The sequence below is a fragment of the Stieleria neptunia genome (genome assembly GCF_007754155.1).
Taxonomy (GTDB): domain Bacteria; phylum Planctomycetota; class Planctomycetia; order Pirellulales; family Pirellulaceae; genus Stieleria; species Stieleria neptunia.
On record NZ_CP037423.1, the window covers coordinates 2,164,009 to 2,186,692 of the forward strand.

Below are 22,684 nucleotides of genomic sequence, written 5' to 3' on the forward strand. Positions count from 1 at the left end.
TTCACACGGGGGGCGATTCAGCACAGGATTCTTGAGAGATCTCTCCGATGCGGCGTCCCAAAGTTGTCAGGTCCTCGCCGAATTGGTAGACACTACGCTCGAATCTTGCACCCCCATCTGTCACAAGGACAACAAACGATTATGGGTTTCATGACAAATTGCCTCCGCCCCCGGCATGCCGCCCGAGCCATCGCGGCCGCTGCGGTTCTGGCAACCACGTTCATCGCCGCACCCGCCATGGCTCAAGACGGTCTTGCGCCCGCGGCCGGTTCGTCCAGCGCGACACTCACCGACGGCACCCAACCGGTCGTCGTCGTCACGCTCGGCTCGGTCAGGAAGTTGATGGATGACGTCAGCTACATGGCTGAAATCACCAGCCAACCGCAGTTGGCGATGTTCCCGATGTTGGCCGCCACGTTCACCCAAGGCATGGACATGGACCAGCCGATCGGGGTCCTGGTACCGCTGGTCGGTGGAGCACCGCAGCCGATTGTGGTGTTGCCGACCAAGGACATTCGCCCGATCCTGAAACGGCTGGAAGCTCAGACCGGACCGGTCGACGAACTCGACGACGGCACCCTGGTTTTGACCGTCAACCAAAACACCCTGTACATCAAGCAGAACGCCAACAACGCGGTCGCGGCACAAAATCAAGCCGCACTGAAGCTTGCCCCGGCCGATGCCAGCGGTCTGTTTAAGGGCATGGGCAATGCCTACAACGTGGCGGTCCGGTTGCAAATCCAACAGGTTCCCGTCGAAATCCGCAACATCCTGATCGATCAACTGCGTCAAGGTTTCGAGCAAACCATGGCTCAACAAGCCGACGCCGAATCGGCCCGTGAAATGGGCGAAAACTCGATCGCACAACTGGAGCGGTTGGTCCAAGAAGCCGACGAGTTGAATCTCGGATTGAACATCGACAAGGCCAACCAACAGGTCGCCTTGGACGTGTCCTTCACCGCCGTCGGCGGAACCCAATTGGCTGCCGTCTACGGCGGTCAGCAATCGATCCCGTCCCGTTTCGCTTCGGTCATCCGAGACGACGCCGCCGCTTACCTGCACAGCGCCACCTCGATCGGCCCCGAAGCGATCACCCAAGCCAAGGACGGCATTGAGTCCTCGCTTGGCATGATCAAGGGTGCCCTGGAAACCGATGGCAACTTGAGCGACGACCAGATCAACGAAATCGATCAATACATCACTCGGCTCAGCGACATCGTCACCGAATCCTTGTCCGAAGGCAAATCGGACATGGGGGTCCTGGTGATGGCCGGACGCGATGAATTCCAAGCCGTGATCGGCACGTTCGTCGCCGATGGAACGAAAGTCGCCGCGCTGGCAAAAGACCTGGCAACCAAGGTTCCCGACAGCCCCGACGCGCCCACGTTTAAATTTGATGTCGGTAACTTCGGCGGCGTCACCCTGCACGTGATCGAAGCCGATGTGCCGGCCAGCGAAGACGAAGTGCGAAAGGTGTTCGGCGAGAAGATCCAAGTCCACATCGGCACGGCACCCAAAGCGATCTACATCGCCGCCGGCCGCGGCAGCGACGAATTGCTCAAGCAGTTCATCACCGCCGGCAGCAGCGACACCGGTGGCGATCGCCCGCTGGGCCAGTTTAAGTTCAAACTGTTGCCGTTCCTGGAACTGGCCCAGTCGGTCGAATCCAACGACAACATGGCCGCCATGATCAACGCGCTGACCAATTCGCAAGACAAGGGCGAAGTCAACCTCACGACCAAGTCCATCCCCAACGGTTCCTCCATCAAACTGACCATCGGGGAAGGGCTGATCCGATCGATCGGCGCCGCCGCCATGGCCGGCCGACAAGCTCAGCAACCGTTCTAAGCAGGCGTCGCAGAACCCCATCCCCGTGTGCGGGTCGTGCAGTTTTGAGGTCACCCTCCTGGCAGGAGGGTCGAGCGAAGCGAGGGGAGGTCGAACGGTCAATGGCGGCGTTCACTTCACTCTTGATGGGCGACCCCAAGCATCAACGCAACAGGCCGCCTCAATCGGGCGGCCTGTTTTCGTGAGGGGCTTGTCCAGGGGCGGGCCCGTAGGCTCGCGCCCAATGCCATCTACTTTGACGCCAAGCGGGGTGTTTTTGTTAGCGGTAGGGCGCGAGCCCTCCGGTCTTTCACGGTGTTTTTGAAGCGCAACCGGACGGCTCGCGCCGTTCCGCTAACACCTCTAGTGCTTCGTCAACTTTTATACTTAGGGTACCGCGGAAAAGGGGTCAGGTACCAAAAATGCGAAGCACCCTGCGGGCCATTTGGTTTTTGGTACCTGACCCCTTTTCCGCTCGACAAACGCAGGCTCGAAAATTGAAAGCTGACAAAGCACTAGTGCCAAAGGAGATGGCATTGGGCTGGCGGTAAACCGCTGATCATCGTTTGGCATCAGCCGGTTCGCACCAGCGCGAACGGCCAAGCCGTTGACGTTGACATTGATCAAGCGGCTCGGTTGGTCGTGTGCTCCAACGCGTCGTGTTTCAACGCGTCATGCTCCAGCTGCGACGGACCGACCGTGGCACCATGATCCGCAACGCGCTGCTGCGACATATCGGTTTTGAACACCCAAGCGATTGCAACCACGATGCGGTCGCTCCAGCGAATCAGCATCATCTCCGTCCGCGAATCCTTGCCGCCATAAATCGGCAGACGTCGGCCGATGCGCGAGGCAAAGTCGCGAATCAGAAAATGCGCCAACGCGGGACGCCGGATGAAAATCTGGACGGGAAACGCCAGGGACCCGACGGTGGGCAGACAGCCCCAGAGCAAGGCTTCGGTGTGGCGAACGCTACGGCCGCACGCCAACCAGCTCGACAACGTCACCACGGCACGCGCCAACGGCAACAGCAACCACGGCAATAAGAACCAGGCGTTGCCGGTCAACACCGCGGCAATCACACCGCCGTATTTCGCCGGTACCACCCAAGGCGAACAGGCCTTGATCGCCAGATGCAGCGCCATCCCTCGCGCGTAGGTCGCGACCTCGTTCGCATCCACCTGACGGCTCAGATCGGACGCCTCGAGCGGACCGATCCGTTGCTCGCCCTCCCAGCGCCGGATCGAACGGCGGATGTACCGCAATCCCACATAGGTCTGATAGCGACGCCGGGTCAGCAGATGCCACGTCGCTCGTGCCGAGCGGCTGACATGACGCAGCGTCTTGGCCGCCCATCGACGCCACGTGTCCAGTCGCAACGGAGCCGGTTCGCTCGCTTTCCAACGAGCGGTGTGATCGATCAACGCTTCGACGTCGGCGCCATCATCCGACGCCTGTGATCGCAGCGTGTCCGCGTCCAAGTCATCAAATGGCGGCCAGGTTCGTTGGCCGGCGGCGAGCAGCCAATACTTGGGGACCAAGATCGCTGGGATGCCGGATTCCAAATCGATGATCGTGTAACGTTGCCCCCGACGCAACAAATTCGCCGTGGAAACCAGCGCCCGCGGGTCGACTTGCCAGCCGCTGCCGTTCAGCCCGGTCCGAATCAGGGCATCTTTCGCGTCATGCATCACACCGATCAATTGATCGATCTCACCCGCCGCCTGGTCCGGGGCGGTCGGGCGGACTCCCCGGCCGTCGATGTGCTCGGCCGCCAGCACCCAACCGGGCGCAGTCGCGTCAAAGCGGACGTACAGCGGAGCGGCGACGTCGACGTCCACGCCCGCCCGTCGCAAACGCTCCGCGGCCACCCGGCGGCGATAAAAGCACGCCAAGATCGCGTCGCGGTTGAACTGATAGGCAAACGGGGCGAAAAAGAAAATCCGATAGATCGCCCGGGTCAATCGCCCCGGGCAAAACACCTTTTCGACGCAACGCACCGTCGAACCGTCCCGAAACGTCGCGTCGACCAGCCGCGCCGTCGCCGCCCGTCCTTTTCCAAGTTCACGGACGACCCGGACATCGGCGGGAGCGTTTTCGGTCGGGTCGGGGCGTTCTGGTTTCACAGCATTGGCGTCGCGGAAGGTCGATTCGGTCCGCCTGTAGCAGATTCGGCGATCACGGGGCAAGGCTGCTGCGCAAGCCGTTAGCTCGATGCGAGCGGCCGGCCGCTCGCCCGATACCATCTACCGTAACGCCAAGCGGCGTGTTTTTTGTTCGCGGCAGGGCGCGAGCCCTCCGGTCTTTCACGGTGTTTTTGAAACGTAACCGGACGGCTCGCGCCGTTCCGCTAACCCGTCCGATTGGTAGCGGCACGGCGTTGGCAGAGCCCGGGACCGAGAAGTCAGCCTTTTTCGCCACTTCACGCCAAAAAAGACTGGTTGACACCTCGTCACCTAGCGATATATTGAATGGTTGTGGCGAGAGCACAGACGACGGATTCCCCGACGCATCATGAAACCGAGGAAACAGATGATTCGAAACGGTTGGCTTGGACTTGTGGCACTGGCGTTTTGTGGCTTGGCATCCCCCGCCGCCCCGGCTCAGTTCGGCGGATTCTTTGGCGGTCCCAAGATCGAAACGATCAGCACCGATCAATTGCAGGCGTTGCTGAAAAAGCAGCAGCAAGCCGTCGCCAGCGCGAAAGCCTCCGGCGGCGAGGCACCACCAGCGAATTTTGTCTTGGTGGACGTCCGTTCGGACGCCGAAGTCAACGTGTCGATCATTCCCGGAGCGATCACCAAGAAGCAGTACGAAGCCAACCGCCAGGACTATCAAGGCCGCACGGTGATTCCCTATTGCACCGTCGGCGGCCGCAGTGGTGCCTACGCCAAGCAACTCGTCGCCAAGGGTGTCACCGTCAAAAACTACAAGGGCAGCATCTTGAAATGGATCGACGCCGAACTGCCGTTGGTCACGCTCGATGGAAAGCCGACCAACCGCGTGCACACCTACAGCGATCGCTATAAGATTCCTTCGAAGTACGAACAGGTCACCCAGTGAACCCCGCACCGGCCAACGGCCCGCTGAAAAACATCGTCCTGCTGGGCATCGGCCACACCAATGCCCACCTGGTCAAGCAGTGGATCAGCGAACCGATCGCCGGTTGTCGATTGATTTGTATCAGCAAGTTCCCCACGGCGACTTACTCGGGGATGCTGCCCGGCACGTTGGGGCAGCAATTCAGCGACGACGAGATGCGAATCGACTTGGCGGCCTTGGCCCATCACGCCGGTGCGGACTTGGTCATCGCCGATACCCAGGGCATCGATTTGGATGCCGGACAGCTTCACTTTTGCGATCACGATCCGATCTCGTTTGATGTCCTGTCGATCGGAGTCGGGTCGATGCCCGCCGGTTGGGAGCAGCATTCCCATTCGAAGTTGTTGGTCCCGATCAAGCCGATGCAAACGTTTCTGCAGCGACTGGAGTCGCACTTGCGAGACCAGGCGGTGAACCAATCGCCAGACGAACGCGATCCGATCCGGGTCGCCGTGGTCGGCGGCGGAGTCGCCAGCGTCGAAATCGCATTCTGTTTGCAGCAGCAGTGGCAAAAGCGCCGCAACGAGCGTGAGATTGCGATTGAGATCTTCACCAGCAGTCGGCATGTGGCCGACGGGATGCCGATGCGGAGCGTGCGTTCCATCGAGAAACTGCTGGGGCAACGCGGGATCACCGTCCATCGTGGCCAGCGCGTCGACGCGTTGACCGACACGACGCTCCACACCGACGACGGGCGAAGTCATCGATCGGATTGCGTCATTTGGGCGACCGGGGCCGCGGCGCCTGCGGTGCTCGGCCGCCTCGGGCTTCAAACGGACGAGCGTGGATTCATCGCGACCTCCAAGACCTTGCAATCGCTTTCGGACGAGCGGATCTTTGCGGTCGGCGATTCGGGAACGGTGATCGAATCGCCGTCTCCCAAAGCGGGCGTGTATGCCGTCCGGCAATGTCCGGTTTTGTGGCACAACGTCAACGCGTTGCTGAACCAGGACGCGCTGCATCGATTCGAGCCACAGCGTGACTTTCTAAAGCTGCTCAATACCGGTGATGGGAAAGCCATGCTGCAATACGGCTGGTTCACCGCGCACGCGCGCTGGTGCTGGCGACTGAAGACGTGGATCGACAAACGCTTTGTCCGCGAGTACCAGTTCCATTCCGATTTTCATGGCAGATCAAACACACAAACCACGGACGATCTTTCAGAGGAGCCCCTGTCGTGCAGATAAAATTGCGTAAATGGTTCACCGCCTTCGGTCGAATCGGCATGATCGGCGGCGGCTTGTTGCTGTTGGTGGCGATCATCGCTTGGCTTTCCGGCATGTTCGAAGACAAGGTCCAGCCGGGCTGGACGGGCCGCGGCATCCCCAAGCACACCGACCAGCCCACCGACATCGTGCATGAGATCGAAAAGCCGTACATCGAAGAGGCGATCGGGACGCTCAAGGCGTCCAGCCGCACCGTCGTCTCGTCCAAGCTGCTGGCGACGATCGCCGAGATCCGCGTCACGGCGGGCGATCAGGTCCAGCAGGGGCAGGAGCTGATCCGTCTGGACAGCAAGGAATACGAAGCCCGGCTCGACCAGGCCAAACGGGCACTCGAAGCCACCACGGCCAATCGCGAGCAAGCCGAAAAAGCGTTCCAGCGCGCGAGGACCCTGCAACAACAAAACGCGTTGTCGGGATCCGAATTCGATCTCGCCCAACGTGATCTGCAGGTGGCCACCGCGAATGAATTGCAAGCCATCAAAGCGATCCAGGAAGCCGAGGCGTTGCTTTCTTACACGGTCATCAACGCCGCCAAAAACGGGCGCATCGTGGACCGCGCGGCCGAACCCGGTGACATCGCCCGCCCCGGCGAGCCGATTCTGACGCTCTACGATGCGACCTCGCTGCGGCTGGAAGCGCCGGTGATGGAGCACCTGGCCGTGAAGCTCAACGTCGGCGATCGCTTGGGCGTCTATGTCGACGCACTCGATCGCGAATTCGACGCCACGATCGACGAAATCGTTCCCCAAGCCGACGCGCCCAGTCGGTCCTTTCTGGTCAAAGCCAGTCTGCCCAAATCCGATGAGCTTTACGAGGGCATGTTCGGACGCCTGCGCATTTCCGCGGGCGAGCGCAGGCATTTGTGTTTGAACACCGACGCCTTGATCCAGGTCGGACAACTCGATTTTGTCGACGTCGTGCTCCCGGACGGAAACATCGAACGCCGACTGGTCAAGATCGGGCAACTCGGCATGCCCGGGCGTCAGGAAGTGCTCAGCGGGATCGAAGCCGGCGAGCGGGTGGTGTTGCAAGCCGGCGCTGCGGACGCAGGAGGCACCGACCGATGACAAATGGTGACGATGCAAACGCCCCCGACACACCGTTGATGACTCGGATCGTCGAAGTCTTTTTACGCGGTGATGTCGCGTTCCTGTTGATCGCGGTCTCTCTGCTACTGGGCGCGGCCGCTTTGTTTTTGACACCCCGCGAGGAGGAACCGCAAATCGTCGTGCCGATGGCCGACGTGTTTGCGTCCGCTCCGGGCTTGTCGGCCGAAGAAGTGGAACGCCAGGTGACCGATCGGCTGGAAAAGCTGTTGTACCAAATCGACGGCGTCGAATTCGTCTACTCCACATCCCAGCCGGGACAGTGCGTCGTCACGGTGCGGTTCTACGTCGGCGAAGATCGCGAAGACTCGTTGGTCAAGATCTACAACAAAATCAACTCGTCGACCGACAAGATCCCGCCCGTCGTGCAGTCCTGGGTGGTCAAACCGATCGAAGTCGATGACGTGCCGATCGTGATCGCGTCCCTCTGGTCGGATCAGACCCAGCGTTATGGGGATCACGAGCTGCGTCGAATCGCCGAAGAAGTCCAACGCGAATTGCAGTCGATCCCCAACACGAACCGCGTCGAAGTGGTCGGCGGACGGCCCCGCCGCATCTATGTCAACTTGGATGCCCAACGGTTGGCCGCCCACAAGACGTCGCCGCTGCAGGTCGCCCGGGCGCTGCAGGTCAGCAACGTCACGGCGCGCAATGGCAGCTTTGAACAGCAGAACACGCAGTTCAATGTCGAAACCGGAACCTTCATCCGCAACGTCGCGGAGTTGGAAGAGATCGTCGTCAACGTGGCCGGCGGACGACCGGTCTATCTGAAGAACGTCGCCACGGTCGTCGATGGGCCGGCCGAAGCGGACAGTTATAGCTGGATCGGGTTCGGCGCGGCGGACGAAACGTACGGGGATCGTACCGAACTGTATCCCGCCGTGCACATTTCGGTCGCCAAACGCAAGGGTTCCAATGCCGTCCGAGTGGCCGGCGCGGTCGAAGCCAAACTCGAGGCACTCGAAGCGTCGCACTTGCCCACCGGAACACATTTCCGCGTCACGCGTGATTATGGCGAAACCGCCAACGAAAAAGTCAATGAACTGATCGAAGGGCTGGTGGTGGCCGTGCTGACCGTGGTCGGCTTGATCGGTTTGACGATGGGGTGGCGTCCGGCGCTGGTGATCGCGCTGGCGATCCCGGTTTGCTACAGCCTGACCCTGTTCGTCAATCTGATGGTCGGCTATTCGATCAACCGCGTCACCATGTTCGCCTTGATCTTGGCGTTGGGGTTGTTGGTCGACGACCCGATCACCGACGTGGAGAACATTGCCCGCTACTTCACGATGAAGATCTTTCCGCCCCGCAAGTCGGTCCTGCGTGCGGTTCAAGAGGTTCGCCCGGCGTTGATCTTGTCGACGCTGGCCATCATCGTCAGCTTTCTACCCCTGGCATTCATCACCGGCATGATGGGGCCGTACATGGCGCCGATGGCGCTCAACGTTCCGCTGACGGTCACCGTGTCGACGATCGTCGCGTTTGTGATCACGCCCTGGTTGGCGATGGTTTCACTCAAGCAACTCAACCAGTCGGGCGATCCAGACGACGCGTATGATTTGACGACGCGGCCGCTGTATCGCCTGTCCCGTTTCGTGCTCGCGCCGATCCTCTCACGCGCCCTTTACGCCTGGGGCGTTTTGCTGGGCATCGCGTTGCTGTTTGTCCTTGCGCTGATTCCGCCCGTGTTTCGATGGGTGCCCGTCAAGATGCTGCCGTATGACAACAAGAACGAATTCCAAGTCGTCATCGACATGCCCGAAGGGACCACGCTGGAACGGACCGATGTGGTCGCGCGGCGGATCGGTCGATTCCTCGGCGGCTTGGCCGAAGTCAGCGATTATGAACTGTTCGTCGGCACGGCATCGCCGATGGATTTTAACGGGTTGGTCCGTCATTATTTTCTGCGTCAGGGCCCACACGTCGCCGACATCCGAGTGAACCTGTTGGCCAAAGAACAACGGGTTCAACAATCCCACGAGATCCTGCTGCGGATCCGGGATGAAGTCACCGAGTTGGCTGAATCGATGGGGGCGAACATCAAACTGGTGGAAGTTCCGCCGGGACCACCGGTGTTGTCCACGATCACGGCCGAGGTCTACGGGCCGCCCCACGGAACCTACGCTCAACAGATCGACGTCGCACGCAACGTGATGGGCCGGTTGACACAGGAACCGGGCGTGGTCGACCTGGATGTCAGTGCCGAAGACGATCAAATCCGTTTCGTGTTCGAAACCGATAAACCGAAAGCGGCCTTGTCGGGGATCTCCACCGAAGCGATCGCCCAGACCGTGGCAACCGCGCTCAGTGGCAACCAGGCGACGGTCTTGCATCTGCCCCAGGAAGTGGAACCGCTGTGGATCGAACTGAAACTGCCCCGGGCGAGCCGATCGGCGCTGGATGATCTGGAAGAGATCTATGTCCAGGGCGAGGCGGGACAAATCGTCCAACTCGGTGCGCTCGGACGGTTTCGAGAAACGCTCGAAGACAAGTCGATCTATCACAAGAATCTCCGCCGTGTGGTTTACGTCTATGCGGAAGTTGCGGGCCGACCGCCGGCCGACGCGATCATGGACGTCGAGTGGGATCGACGCCCGGTTTCGGCAGACGATGCCGCGGCGACCGATGCCGAGCCTGCCCAACCACGCCCCATCGGCCGGCGTTCCTGGATGTCGCTCGGCGGTGGCGTCCCCTGGTCCGTTCCCGACGGCTACCAAGTCCAGTGGGCCGGCGAAGGCGAGTGGGACATCACGCTGGATGTGTTTCGCGACCTGGGCTTGGCCTTCGGCGCCGCCTTGGTCGGCATCTTTGTCGTGCTGATGTTTCAAACCGGTTCGCGGACGCTGCCGTTGTTGATCATGTCGGCGATTCCGTTGTCGATGATCGGCATCATGCCCGGTTTTTGGGGACTGAACCTGATCATGAATCAACCCGTCGGCGGCCACCCCAATCCCGTCTTCATCACCGCCACGGCGATGATCGGGATGATCGCGCTGGCCGGGATCGTGGTGCGAAACTCCGTCGTCCTGATCGACTTCATTCACCTGGCACAGGCCGAAGGCTTTGCGTTGGAAGAGTCGATCATCCGCAGCGTCGCCGTCCGCACACGACCGATCCTGTTGACCGCCGGCACCACGCTGTTGGCCAACTGGGTGATCACGCTGGACCCGGTGTTTTCCGGATTGGCCTGGGCCATCATCTTCGGAATCCTGACGTCCACGTTTTTCACCCTGATCGTGATCCCTGCCGCATACTGGCTGATCTATCGCGGCGAAACACCTTCCGCTTCAACCACCGCCGAGGAACTTTGACATGCAATGGCTGATGCAACCCTGGCCCTGGTGGCTCTCGGGAATCTTGATCGGTTTGACGGTTCCGCTGTTGTACCTGCTGGCCGGTAAGGCGTTCGGCATTTCGACCAGTCTGCAGGAGATCGGTGCGCTGTGTTCCCCCCACAGCAAACTGGAGTACCTGGCCAAGTTTGACCGCAAAGCCAATCTGTGGACGATCGTGTTCGCTCTCGGGATCGCGATCGGGGCCTTCCTCGCCACGGAGTTTCTGTCCGCGGATCCGAAACCCTTTCTGCCGGCGTCGATGGAAAGCGTTTCGGGGGCGATCAAGTTACTCGTCGGCGGATTCCTGATCGGGTTCGGAACGCGCTACGCGGGCGGTTGCACGTCGGGCCATTCGATCACCGGCATTTCCAATTTGAATTGGCCCAGCCTGCTGGCGACGGTCTGTTTCTTTGCCGGCGGGTTGGCCGTGACCTGGGGACTCGGCGGGCTGCTGTTTTAATTCGGAGATCATGATGGAAACAACGACTCAAACAAGCGATCCACCACCGCGCGAGCAAACCAAACAAGCGACGTCGCCGGCCGCCTACCTGATGGTGCTGCTGATGGGCGTCTACTTGGGCATCCTGTTCAGCAAGAGCGAAGTGGCCCACTGGCAACGCATTCACGACATGTTTCTGTTTCGTGAAGCCCACATGTACTTGATCATCGTGACGGCCATCGTGGTCGCGATGGTTTCGATGCTGATCATCAAACGATTCCAGATCACGTCGATCGAAGGAAGGCCGATCCGGTACTCGCCCAAACCGTATCACACCGGCGTCGTCATCGGTGGCATGTTGTTTGGCGCCGGTTGGGCGATCACGGGCGCCTGCCCGGGGCCGATCTATGCGCAAATCGGAGGCGGTCAGTGGATGGCGCTGTTCACGCTGGTCGGCGCGCTGTTGGGCATGTTCGGCTATGCGGCCCTGAAACCCAAGCTGCCGCATTGACCGCATGTGGGCGTGTCTAGCACACCCGGTGTGCGATAGGGCGCGTTTTCGCGTGGCTCCGCGACGGTCGTGCGATCGTTGGGAGTGGTCTGTGCGACGTGGCGTTCGATCTGGCCCGTTCCGGCACGGAGTTTGCCCCTGTGTGCGGCTCAACTGTGCGCACCCCAACAGTGTGTGTGCACCCCCACTGCCTGCACCCCCAACGGAGGGCGCTCGCCAACTGTGCAGGTTTCACTGAACTCAAGCGGAGGAACGGGCAGATGGCGCAATCGAGTGAGTTATCGGAAATCGAAGCGATCAAGCGAGTGATCGCCGAAGGCGGGGCGATGGATTACGTCGACGTCGTCGACGCGGTTGAAAAACGTTTTCGCATCAAGACGTCGGCGGCAACGGTTGAACAAGTCCATCATGATTTGGTCAACGCCGCCGACGCGGTCGCCGATCAGGCTGCCGGGGCCGGCGATCAGTTCAGCCCCAGTCTGGGTGTCTCGATGGCGGCACAGTTGCCATCGGAGCGTGAACAGGATGCAGCGGCGGACACGACCGCGGATCACATGACCCTGGCGATGCAATTTGTCAAATCCGTGGGCGGATTGAATCGAGCCAAGAACGCGTTGGCGGAGTTGGAAGCGATGCTTCGACGCTGACCTCACGCCTCTCCGTTGACCTGCCGCAATTGAAGCGTGTCGATGATCTTGTCGTCGGCCAACGCGTTGGTGATCACGACCAGCCATTCGCCGCGAGTCGCCCAACCCTTTGCTTTCAGTTGTGCCAACGCATTTTGAATGGTTTGTTCGGGGTCATCGGAGAAGTCCATCAGAAAAGGCTCGACGCCCCAGGGTAACATCAATTGATGGAACGTCGACGGAATGTCCGTGAACGCGTAGATCGGAACCTCTTGGGCGCGCATCGCGCCGAGCACATAGGCCAGGAATCCGCTCCGGGTGAACACGACGACGCCGGCGCGACCGAGTTCCTTGGCCAACACCACTGCCGAACGGAGCATCTTGGCCTTGGGCGTGTGAAGCTGAATGCGTCGGTTGATTTGGCCATCGACCGAAGGCTCAATGCTCTCCACGATGTTCTTGAGCACCTCGACCGCTTCGAGGGGGTAAGCCCCGACGGTTGTTTCACCGGACAGCATGATCGCGTCGGCTTGTTCTCGGATGGCATTGGAAACATCGGAGATTTCGGCGCGGGTGGGGATCGGAGACTGGATCATCGATTCCAGCAGATGCGTCGCGATGATCACCGGTTTACCCTGGACCTGGCAGGCGTTGACCAGTTGGGTTTGGACCAGGGGTAATTTGTGGTACTCGATCTCGATTCCCAGGTCACCGCGTGCGACCATCACGCCATCGGATTCTCGAATGATTTCCTCCATGTTTTCCACGCCCGCCTGGTCTTCGATTTTGGCGATGATTTTGGCGCAGCTATCGAGTTCATCGAGAAACGTTTGCAAGGTGACGATGTCGGCGGCCTGGCGTACGAACGAAAGTGCGACGAAGTCCAACCCGGCGGCCACCCCGGCGCGCAGATCCGTTTCGTCTTTGTTGGTCAGGGCGGGCAAATTGATCCGCGTGCCCGGCAAGTTGATGTGACGACGTGACCCGAGTGACCCGGGCGTGATCACTTCCAAGACCACCGAATCGTCGGTCTTCTCCAGCACCTTGGTTCGTAGCAGTCCGCTGTCGATCAAGACGGTCGCGCCGACTTCGACATCGGCCGGCAGGTCGGGGTAGTTGACCGAGACGCGATGCACGCCATCGTCGACGACCTGAAACGGCTGCGTGTGCAATTCCAACCGGTCCCCGGACTTGAGAGTGATCGGGGCATCGACCGGCCCGGTGCGAACCTCGGGGCCTTTGACGTCCATCATGATGGCGACCTGACGCCCCACGTGGTGCGAGGCCTGGCGAATCCGGGCGATGATCTCCCCCACCCACTCCACGCTGCCGTGGGCCATGTTCAGCCGGATGATGTCGACACCGGCCTCGATCAGGGCCTCCAGCTTCTCAAGTGTCTCGGTTGCCGGACCGATCGTCGCGATAATCTTGGTGTGCCGAAAGGGGCGTGGTAGATCAGCCATGGTGAACCCAATCCATTCATGCAGGACGTGCGTCGAGACCAGTGACAGTGTGGCGCACGCGTCGTCCGATGCAACACGGATCCAAACGATGGCGAAATCGCGGCCATGCAGGCGCGTTAGCGTGCACCTGCACGACATTGAAAATCGAAAAAACTGCAGCAAGTCTCAATGGCCGCTCTCCCTGCGTCGGAACGCTCCCCGGCGGCACGGTCGTCTGAACATCTGCCAAGGCCTGGTGGTCCGAGGCGTAGAAATCCAGCGAAGCATGGCCACGACGGGCAAACCATCCCGCCGATCGGTTAAACTGGTCGGTGTAATGGATGGAGTCTGGCATGAGCGCGTGAGCGTCTGGTTTTGCAGAAATCTTTTCTAGGGTTGGTTCGATGACTCGTAGGCTTCGCTCTGTCACGGTGATCGCAGCATTTTTGGTCAGCGGGGTCGCCGCCTCGACGGCCCGGGCCCAGCAAGATGCCCTGCCCCAGCAAGAGGTCCTGCCCCGGCAAGATCAACGTTCGGAGCGGCCGATCGTGTCGTCGGAGTCACGCGGCGCCGATGAACAGTCGATCGAAGCGGCCATTGAGCGACTGTCCGACACCAAATTCTCGCGCCGGCAAGCGGCCTATCTGTACTTGATCGGATGCGGCAAAGACGCGATCGCAGGTTTGGAACATGCCGCCGGGGTGGACGATTTCAACGTCGCCGAACGATGCGTCCGCGCGCTCGCGGAAATCACCCGAGATAGTGCATGCACCGAAGCGGCCCTGCTGGCGCTCGACCGGCTCGCGGCGGACGACACCAAGCGAGTCGCCAAACTGGCCGCGTCGGAATCCAAACGATTGAGGATGACGAAAGAAGAGCTGGCCGTGGAAGCGCTGGTCGCCGCCGGGGTCCGCGTCCAGCGATCCACCCGCGGAGAAGTTTACTACCTCCGAATCAGTCGAGACGAGGACCTGTTCTGGCTCAAGTTTCTTCCCCGACTGCGCCGAGTCAGCCTGTCCGGCAACGGCATCACCGACGGTGGCCTGAAGCATCTGTTTGATTGTAAACAGCTGACGGACGTGTCCTTCGGCGGAACCGCGGTGACCGATGCGGGACTGGCACAGCTCCAGCATCTTCCCTCGCTCACCGGACTGCACCTGCTCGACAACCAGATCACCGCAGACGGTATCCGAGGACTCAAAGCCGTCAAAGGTCTCACGTCACTCTCCTGGCTCTCTCCGATCGACGCCGAGCGTTTGCAAGCGATGGGTGAACTGCAACGCCTCACTTCCTTTACGCTCTCGACAAAGCAAGTGACCGAGCACTTGGTCGACGTCGTCAACCGCTTAGCTCAACTGACAAAACTGCACCTGTCCGCGACCGGCGTGACGGACTCGCAGTGCGAGCATCTGGCCCGAATCAAAACCGCCACGTATCTGTCCCTGATGCAGTCGCCCGAATTGACACTCGCCGGCTGGCAACATCTCGGGCGAATGGACCTGCATTCGTTGTCGACCTATCAAACGCCAGTCACCGACGCCGGGATGAAATGTCTCGGTTCGGCGACGGAACTGAAGTACTTGACCCTTTCCGATTCGCCGATCAGTGACGAAGGGCTGTTGCATCTGAAAAAACTCAACAACCTGCGATACCTTCGTCTTCGCGCAACCAATGTCACCCAGCCCGGCGCCGATCGGCTCAAAGAGTTGCTTCCCAATCTACGCACCGTGAAAATCGATTCGCCGGGATTCACGCCCGCCAAAGCCTACAGCGTCACGACGGCGATCGACAAAAAGAATGTCCACCTGCGAACCGCACTGACCGACGCCACGCTCAAACAGTTGCGACAGGAGAAGGACGTCCACACCGTCTACATGACCCGCATCAACAGCAACGATCAACAGGTCCAGATGATCGCCACGTTGCCGATCAAAGGTCTGGTTATCGATTCCGATGCCGTCACCGATCAAGGACTTGCCGCGCTCAAAGCGCATCGGCACCTGCAATCATTGACCGTCACTTCCGACCAACTCACCGACGGTTGCAAAGACGCGATCCTTGCCATCCCGTCGCTTTCCAAACTTTGGATTCAAAAAGCCCCATTGACCGACGCCGGCGTGCAAGCGTTGATCACGGGAATGTGCAACAAGCAGCAACTCGACACGCTGAGCTTCGGCAACTGCCCCCAGATCACCAACCAGGCGCTCGACGGCATCGCCAAACTCAAGTCACTGACGCACCTGACGCTACGCGACAATCCCCAACTCGATAGCGGGGTTTTACGGTTCGTACGCGAGCTGCCCGGGCTGACCGAACTCCGTCTCGAAGGCAACGTGGTCCAGGCGGCGGACCTCGAACACCTGAGCACACTAAAACTGGAACGATTGCACCTGAGCAATGCACGAATCGCCGACGGCGCCATGGCCGCACTCGCCGAGGCCTGCCCCGATCTCAAGCAACTGGGGGTGGCGAAATCGAATCTGGACGATGCCGCCATGCCGGCGATCGGAAAGCTCAAACAACTCGAATGGTTGTGGCTGTACGGAACCCCCATCAGCGATGACGGGTTGGCCGAATTGGATGATTTGAAACATCTGAAAAACGTTTATGTCAACGCCGACACCGTCACGGCACAGGGGCAGCAGCGGTTCCAGCAACAGCATCCCGCTGCCACGCTGCGACGAAACTAGTCGAGCGGAAAAGGGGTCAGGTACCAAAAAACAAATGGCCCGCAGGGTGCTTCGCATTTTTGGTACCTGACCCCTTTTCCGCGGCACCCTCAGCTTAAAAGTTGACGACGCACAAGGCCTTGAGTCGGAATGGAGATTTTCCCGCAATTGGCAGTCAACCCGCCCGCATAAATTCCCCACCTCGCGGAGATTTTCTTCGCCCATCCGACGTGCGTTTCTAGGTGAATTCCAAGCGAATTGCTTCCGATAGCAGACACTAACCCTCTGCTTTCGATGGAGCCCGCTTGTGCCGACCCGCCCAACTAGAAGTCACCTGAATACCCCCCACAAGTTCGTCAAACGGCGACAGCTGCGCGCCGCGGTTGTCGGATTGACCGCCGGACTGGCGCTCGGCTGGGCCGGAGTCGCAACGGCCGACGGAGCCATTCAGTTGACGGCACCGGCCAATGTCACGGCAGCGGATGCCGCGCCATCCAATTCCGTGCAGCCCGACGCCGCGACCGAGGTGTTGCCTGCCGAGACCGCTTGGACCAAGCGGCCCGGAAGCACCACGGCGGCTGCGGCGCGTGAATCGGCCGCCGCTGCGGGCGACGACACGGTGGCTCCGTCGGCGTCCAAAACAATTCCCGCGACGCCCGCTTCGGGGCCATTGGATCGTTTCCGTGGTGCCCTGCCCAGCCTGCCCGCGATCAAACCCGCAGCCCCGTCGATCCCGACGCCGGGCGACGTGGAACTGGACAACGCCGACGCGCATCGATCGTCGCACGCCAGCGGTGCGTTGCCGACGCAGCCGGATGCATCCCAAGACAGGGATCCCGCGCAGCCCACCCGCGGATCGAGTGCCGCCGTGACCGAAGGCGGCTGGGTCGCCCGCGACGCGATCAATCGCGTTTCGCCTCTGCGTGATCCCGTTGCCAATCGGCGTGATCCCGTTGCCAAATCGAGCCCGCCGGTCGTGGAAGCGACGACGGAGCCGGCGCCGACGACGCGGCTGGCGCCGACACAGCCGTCGCGGGATGATTTTTCCAAACGCGACCGATCGCAGCCCCAATCGCAGCCCCAGTCGCAGTACGTGTCACCGTCTCGATCGATGTCTCTGGGAGAAGCGAAGTCTGCCGTCGACTCGACGCGCGCGGTTCCGGCCAGTGAGCTGCCGTTGCTGCCACCGCCGGACGCGAACACTCCGGCCGACGGCGGGGACGACGAGCCCGCCACGTCACTCAACGCGACGCAGGGGCGACCTGCCAACGACACCGCCCAACCGCTGCCCAAGCGAAAGCCGCTGACCAACCTCGTCGAAAGCACCGCGGCCGCGGTGAAGAAAGAAGCGACCAAGGACGAAGCGGCGAAAGAAGAATCCGCGAAGCCGTCCCGGCAGAGCGTCGACCGGAAATCTGCAGACGACCCCGGTGCGTCGGCATCGATCGGCGACTTGCAACCGGGCGACTCTCAAGTCCTCGACTACAGCGGTCGCCCCGCCGCGGAAATCACTCCGACGCCAACGGTCAAGAACATGCGCCGCGGGATCGAGCGGATCCTGACCTATTTTTACCAACGGCCAGAGATCGCGACCGGACGCAGCAATTGGGGCATGATGCACTCGATGATGGTTTTCGGCGCGGACACCAAAGTGGCCGTCGGACGTCAACACTTCAGCACGATCGCCTGGATCGCCGGCAACAACAATTGTCGTGGCCAACGTCTGCTGACCCACGACGCCAACGGAATCCAAGCCAAAAGCGGCGTCGGACTGCAAGGTCACCAGGGCCAGTTTCTGGCCGTGCTGGGCATGTGCAACGTTCCCACCGACTACCCCTTGTACGCCGGCAAGATGAAATACGATGTCACGGCGTTGATCGAATCCGAAAAGCGTGCCTGCAAGGCGGGCGAAGAATTGACGTTCACGCTGATCGGACTATCACACTATCTCGACACCGACAGCCGGTGGGTCGCCGACGATGGAACACGCTGGGATTTTGAGCGACTGATCGAAGAAGAACTCAAGCAACCGATCGTCGGCAGCGCCTGCGGCGGCACGCATCGGCTGATGGGGTACACGCACGCCCTGCGGAAACGACGCGCCGAAGGCAAACCGATCACGGGCCAGTGGAAACGCGCCGAGATCTTTACCGATGACTTCGTCAACTATGCGTATTCGCTCCAAAACCGCGACGGTTCGATGAGCACCAATTGGTTCGACGGCCGAGCCGACAACGGAAACGTCGATCGAAAGGTCCAAACGACCGGTCACATCGTCGAATGGTTGCTGACCGTCACGCCGGACGATCAACTGCAAGACCGTCGTCTGGTCGCGGCCGTCGCTTTTCTGCTCCGCTCGATGGGCTCCGATCTGGATCATGATTGGAGCATCGGTCCCAAAGGCCACGCACTGCGTTCCTTGGCGATGTACCACCAACGCGTCTTCCGCGCCGGCACACCCTGGATCCCCGAGTCGCTGGCCGATTCGGCGAGACAATCCCGCGGCCGCCGGTAGAGGCTCAATCGCGACGTGGGAGAGGCTTCCCGCCTGTCAGGTCAGAATCGATTGGCCGGCAAGCCTCTCCGACGGCTGAAAAGTGATCGCGTCGCTTCGTCTGATTTCGTATATTCATTTCCGTAGCGTGTCGACGCTGCTGCGGCGAATTTACTTTTCACGGAATCATCGATGCAACGTCTCGTGCTCGCCAGCTTCGGCCTCGTCATCGCGATCGCGTCGGCGGATTCCCCTGCCGACCAACCCTCCGCATCGGAACTTGCCCGGCACGCGATGACGCACCCGGGCGATGCGACCCGCGGCAAACAACTCTTTGACGACGAACGCACCACCCGTTGCCTGGCGTGTCATCAAGTCGGCCGATCGGGCGGCACGGTCGGCCCGGATCTGTCTAAGATCGGAGGCAAGTTCGATCGCATCCACTTGATCGAATCGTTGCTGGAACCGTCTCGGCAGATTGTCCAGGGCTATCAGACCAGCGTCGTGTTGACAACCTCCGGGGAGATCCATTCGGGTGTCATCACGCGGGAAGACAAACAGTCTGTGCTGTTGAACGATTCGGCGGGCAAACAGTGGAAGATCGCCCGCGGTGACATCGAATCGATCAAACCAAGCTCCACGTCGACGATGCCTGACAACCTGGCCAAGGAGTTGTCGAAGCAGCAATTCACCGACCTGATCGCCTATTTGGAAACCCTTCGCACCGGCGTCGGCGACAAATTCGGCTCCGCGACCCGCGGGCCCATCCAAATCCCCGACGGATACCAGATCCAGACGCTGGTCACCGGACTCTCCGGTGCGACCGCGATGGAAGTGCTTGACGATGGCCGTGTCCTGGTGTGCGAACAAGACGGCCATCTAAGAGTCGTCAAGGATGGCCAGCTGCTGGAGCAACCGATGCTCACGCTGGACGTCGAACATCACTGGGAACGCGGCTTGATCGGCGTCACGGTCCACCCCGATTTTCCCGCAACGAATTGGTTGTACGTTTGCTACGTCGCCAAACAACCGTTCACGCATCACCGCGTCAGCCGCTTTCGCGTTCGCGGCGATGTCGCGGACCGGAGCAGTGAAGACATTTTGCTCCGCGGCGACGACCAGAGTCAATTTGGGGGCAACGTCCCGGCCGGGCATCAAGGCGGCGCGGTGCACTTCGGCCCCGACCGAAAACTGTATGTCAGCATCGGCGAACAGACGGCGAAGCAACCCGCACAAAACATGAAGGCCTTGCAGGGCAAAATCTTGTGCCTGATGGAGGACGGATCGATCCCGCCGGACAACCCCTTCGTCGGCCAAACCGAAGGCAAGTACCGAGCCATCTGGGCACTCGGTTGCCGCAATCCCTACACCTTCGCCATCGATCGATCGACCGGTCGCATGTTGATCAACGACGTGGGTGGGAAATTTGAAGAAATCAACCCCGGGATCGCGGGATCGAACTACGGCTGGCCCGACATCGACCACGGACCAACCGACCGACACGGCTACACCGGACCGATCCACCACTACCGCGAAGCCTCGATCGCCGGTGGCGACTTCGCCCCCGATACTGCGGGCACCGAACTGGCCGGCCGCTATCTCTTCGCAGACTTTGTGCACGGCTGGATCCACAGCATCGACGCCCGCAACGGAGGGCCGGCCGAGACGTTTGCCAGCGGACTCAGGCGACCGGTGGATCTGCGTTTTTCCGCTGACGGGGCACTGTATGTCCTGCTGCGAAACGCCTGGGTCGTCGACGATAAATTCCAACGCGACAGTGGATCGCTGCTGCGGATCAGTCGCCGGTAGATGCAGTAAGCTGGAAACAGGGTCAAAACATGGAGTGGTCAAACGATGAAAGACCACCGCATCACCATCACACCCGCGTGATCCATCGTGCCCCACCCATTTTTTGCCCCACCCATTTTTTGACCAACCTTTTCCCATGTCTCACCTTCGTCTTGCCACCTTCCATGCCGGATTGCGGATCAACGAGGTGCACGTGGACCAGTCGGTGGTGGTCGGCCGACGCGATCCACGCAAGGGAGATCCGCCTCCGGTCGCCTTGCATCGGACGCCAACCGAGACGCGTTTGATTGTCGCCGATGTGCGGCAAAAGGAGATGTCGCGACAGTGGATGGAAGTCTGTCCGGCCGAAGCGTTTGCCTTTGAGATCAAGAATCTGCACGAGCACTGTCCCGTGGTGATCGTCGGTGATCAAGAAATCCCGCCGGGAGACACGCGCCGATTTGACGACGAAGCACTGGTCGAATTGGGCGGACGACTGACCCTGCGGATCGAAGCGGTCGATGCGTCGGGGATGGGATCGGCCAGCTATCGAAGCCTGGAAAGTCTGCCGCTGGTGCCCGGCGGGCAGGGTTACGTCGAGCACACCGCCGCGATCGGGCAATTCGCCCAGTCCGAAGGCCAGGAGGTCAACAAGATGCTCCAGCTCGCCTTGCAAGTCGTCCAGGAATCGGTCGGCAGCAACGCGTTCTTTCAAAAGTGTGCCAGCGCGGCGGCCGAGATGGTGGATCTGGATCGAACCGTCGTCTTGCTCCGCGGCGAAGCGGCCGAATCCGACAAGTTACCCGTCGAGTCAGAGCCGGAAAGCGGCTGGTTCCAGGTCGCGCACTACAGCCGCGGTGAAGCATCGCCGGGCAACGATCGCGGTCCGATCAGCACGACGCTGCTGAAACGTGTCCGCGAGACCTGTTTGACCGTCATCCACCAGCCCAAGACCGGATGGATGGGCGGATCGAACTCCGCCGACGCGAACCCCGCCGGGGCGAACGCTGCCGGCGCCAACGCTGCAGATGATGACGCCGATCGATTCGCCCCGTCGCTGCAGAGTGTGCAGTGCGCCGTCGCGTCGCCCATTCTGAATGCCGAACATCAAGTGATCGGTGTCATCTACGGCGATCGAACCATCTGCGCCGGCGGATCGTTCACCACCGGCATCAGCGACATGGAAGCGACGCTGATCGAAATTCTGGCCGGGGCGTTGGCCGGCGGATTGGCGCGTCGCAATCAAGAGCGCATTCGTAACTCCTTGGCCGAGTTCTTCTCGCCCAAAGTGGCCGACCAATTGGTCTCCGATCCGCAACTGATGGAAGCGAAAGAGATCGACGTGACGGCATTGTTTTGTGACATTCGCAAGTTCAGCAGCGTGACGGAGAAACTCGGACCCCGGAAAGCGATCGAGTGGATCAACGACGTGATGACCGAGCTCAGCCAGTGCGTCATCGATTCCGACGGCGTGTTGGTCAACTACATGGGCGATGAAGTGTTCGCGATGTGGGGGGCTCCCGGCGACCAACGCGACCATGCGAACCGCGCCATCGCCTGCGCCAAGTCGATGTTGGGAGCGATCGAGAGGCTGCGTCAGCGGTGGAACGATGTCTTGCCACAAAAATTCGGAGCCGGCGTCGGGATCAACACCGGCCCGGCGCTGGTCGGCAACGTCGGCTCGCGGCAAAAGTTCCAGTACGGCCCGTTGGGCAACACCGTCAATCTCAGCTCTCGCTTGCAGTCGGCGACCAAGCAACTTGGTGTGGCCTGTTTGGCCGGCGAGTCAACGGTGCGGTCGGCCGGATGCACCGATCAATGCCGCCGGCTGGCCAAGCTGTCCGTCGTCGGAATCGAAGACAACATCAACGTGTACGAAATCACGCTCCACGCCGATGAGAATTGGCGGCGGCTGAAAGTCGAATACGAACAGGCGCTTGATGGGTTTGAACGCGGTCGCTTCGAGGCATCGGCCGAATGCATCGAAACGCTGCTGATCGATTACCCACAAGACCGCCCCAGTCGCGATCTACTGGAGCGTGCCCGCGCCCAATTGAATGAGCCTTCGAAGGACTTTGACGGCATTTTGACACTGACGAAAAAGTAAACACGTTGCGATCGC

At 60.7% G+C, this 22,684-nt stretch carries 14 protein-coding genes; 12 read left to right on the top strand and 2 right to left on the bottom strand.

What is annotated here, in order from left to right:
* Positions 1 to 150: 150 nt before the first annotated feature.
* Entirely contained in the window at positions 151 to 1,848 is a 1,698-nt protein-coding gene (locus Enr13x_RS07485; RefSeq protein WP_145385424.1) for a hypothetical protein, read from the top strand.
* A gap of 602 nt (positions 1,849 to 2,450) precedes the next feature.
* Here the strand turns inward: Enr13x_RS07485 and Enr13x_RS07490 are convergent.
* Positions 2,451 to 3,953: a hypothetical protein gene (locus Enr13x_RS07490; protein ID WP_145385425.1), complete on the bottom strand. Its 1,503-nt coding sequence runs from the start codon at positions 3,951 to 3,953 to the stop codon at positions 2,451 to 2,453.
* A 388-nt stretch (positions 3,954 to 4,341) separates the two neighbouring features.
* Here Enr13x_RS07490 and Enr13x_RS07495 point away from each other — a divergent pair, with 388 nt between their 5' ends.
* The 7 genes from Enr13x_RS07495 to Enr13x_RS07525 all read left to right on the top strand — a co-directional run bounded on the left by Enr13x_RS07495 (position 4,342) and on the right by Enr13x_RS07525 (position 12,190).
* Positions 4,342 to 4,890, top strand: a complete 549-nt coding sequence (locus tag Enr13x_RS07495) for a rhodanese-like domain-containing protein (protein ID WP_231744146.1) — start codon at positions 4,342 to 4,344, stop codon at positions 4,888 to 4,890.
* The gene (locus tag Enr13x_RS07500; protein ID WP_231744147.1) at positions 4,887 to 6,116 is read left to right on the top strand and encodes an FAD-dependent oxidoreductase; all 1,230 of its coding nucleotides are present in this window, start codon (positions 4,887 to 4,889) and stop codon (positions 6,114 to 6,116) included. Before Enr13x_RS07495 ends, Enr13x_RS07500 begins: the two co-directional genes overlap by 4 nt.
* Positions 6,107 to 7,222 (top strand): efflux RND transporter periplasmic adaptor subunit, encoded by a 1,116-nt coding sequence (locus Enr13x_RS07505; protein ID WP_231744148.1) that lies wholly within the window; start codon positions 6,107 to 6,109, stop codon positions 7,220 to 7,222. Before Enr13x_RS07500 ends, Enr13x_RS07505 begins: the two co-directional genes overlap by 10 nt.
* A complete protein-coding gene (locus tag Enr13x_RS07510) occupies positions 7,219 to 10,569 on the top strand; it encodes an efflux RND transporter permease subunit (RefSeq protein WP_145385427.1) in 3,351 nt (1,116 codons plus the stop codon). The genes Enr13x_RS07505 and Enr13x_RS07510 overlap by 4 nt, the downstream gene beginning before the upstream one ends.
* 1 nt (position 10,570) lies before the next feature.
* On the top strand, positions 10,571 to 11,053 hold the full coding sequence (locus Enr13x_RS07515) for a YeeE/YedE family protein (RefSeq protein ID WP_145385428.1): 483 nt from the start codon (positions 10,571 to 10,573) through the stop codon (positions 11,051 to 11,053).
* A 10-nt stretch (positions 11,054 to 11,063) separates the two neighbouring features.
* Complete coding sequence (locus Enr13x_RS07520) at positions 11,064 to 11,543, top strand: DUF6691 family protein (RefSeq protein ID WP_145385429.1); 480 nt, start codon at positions 11,064 to 11,066, stop codon at positions 11,541 to 11,543.
* A 260-nt stretch (positions 11,544 to 11,803) separates the two neighbouring features.
* Positions 11,804 to 12,190: a hypothetical protein gene (locus Enr13x_RS07525; RefSeq protein ID WP_145385430.1), complete on the top strand. Its 387-nt coding sequence runs from the start codon at positions 11,804 to 11,806 to the stop codon at positions 12,188 to 12,190.
* 2 nt (positions 12,191 to 12,192) lie between these two features.
* Here the strand turns inward: Enr13x_RS07525 and pyk are convergent, their stop codons facing one another.
* Complete coding sequence (gene pyk, locus Enr13x_RS07530; protein ID WP_145385431.1) at positions 12,193 to 13,632, bottom strand: pyruvate kinase; 1,440 nt, start codon at positions 13,630 to 13,632, stop codon at positions 12,193 to 12,195.
* Between the two features lie 383 nt (positions 13,633 to 14,015).
* Here pyk and Enr13x_RS07535 point away from each other — a divergent pair, with 383 nt between their 5' ends.
* The 4 genes from Enr13x_RS07535 (at position 14,016) to Enr13x_RS07550 (ending at position 22,669) form a co-directional block, all read left to right on the top strand.
* Positions 14,016 to 16,301 (top strand): hypothetical protein, encoded by a 2,286-nt coding sequence (locus Enr13x_RS07535; RefSeq protein ID WP_145385432.1) that lies wholly within the window; start codon positions 14,016 to 14,018, stop codon positions 16,299 to 16,301.
* 286 nt (positions 16,302 to 16,587) lie between these two features.
* The gene (locus Enr13x_RS07540) at positions 16,588 to 18,795 is read left to right on the top strand and encodes a hypothetical protein (RefSeq protein WP_145385433.1); all 2,208 of its coding nucleotides are present in this window, start codon (positions 16,588 to 16,590) and stop codon (positions 18,793 to 18,795) included.
* Positions 18,796 to 18,966: 171 nt separating this feature from the next.
* The gene (locus Enr13x_RS07545) at positions 18,967 to 20,583 is read left to right on the top strand and encodes a PQQ-dependent sugar dehydrogenase (protein WP_145385434.1); all 1,617 of its coding nucleotides are present in this window, start codon (positions 18,967 to 18,969) and stop codon (positions 20,581 to 20,583) included.
* Between the two features lie 136 nt (positions 20,584 to 20,719).
* Positions 20,720 to 22,669 (top strand): adenylate/guanylate cyclase domain-containing protein, encoded by a 1,950-nt coding sequence (locus tag Enr13x_RS07550; protein ID WP_145385435.1) that lies wholly within the window; start codon positions 20,720 to 20,722, stop codon positions 22,667 to 22,669.
* Positions 22,670 to 22,684 lie beyond the last annotated feature (15 nt).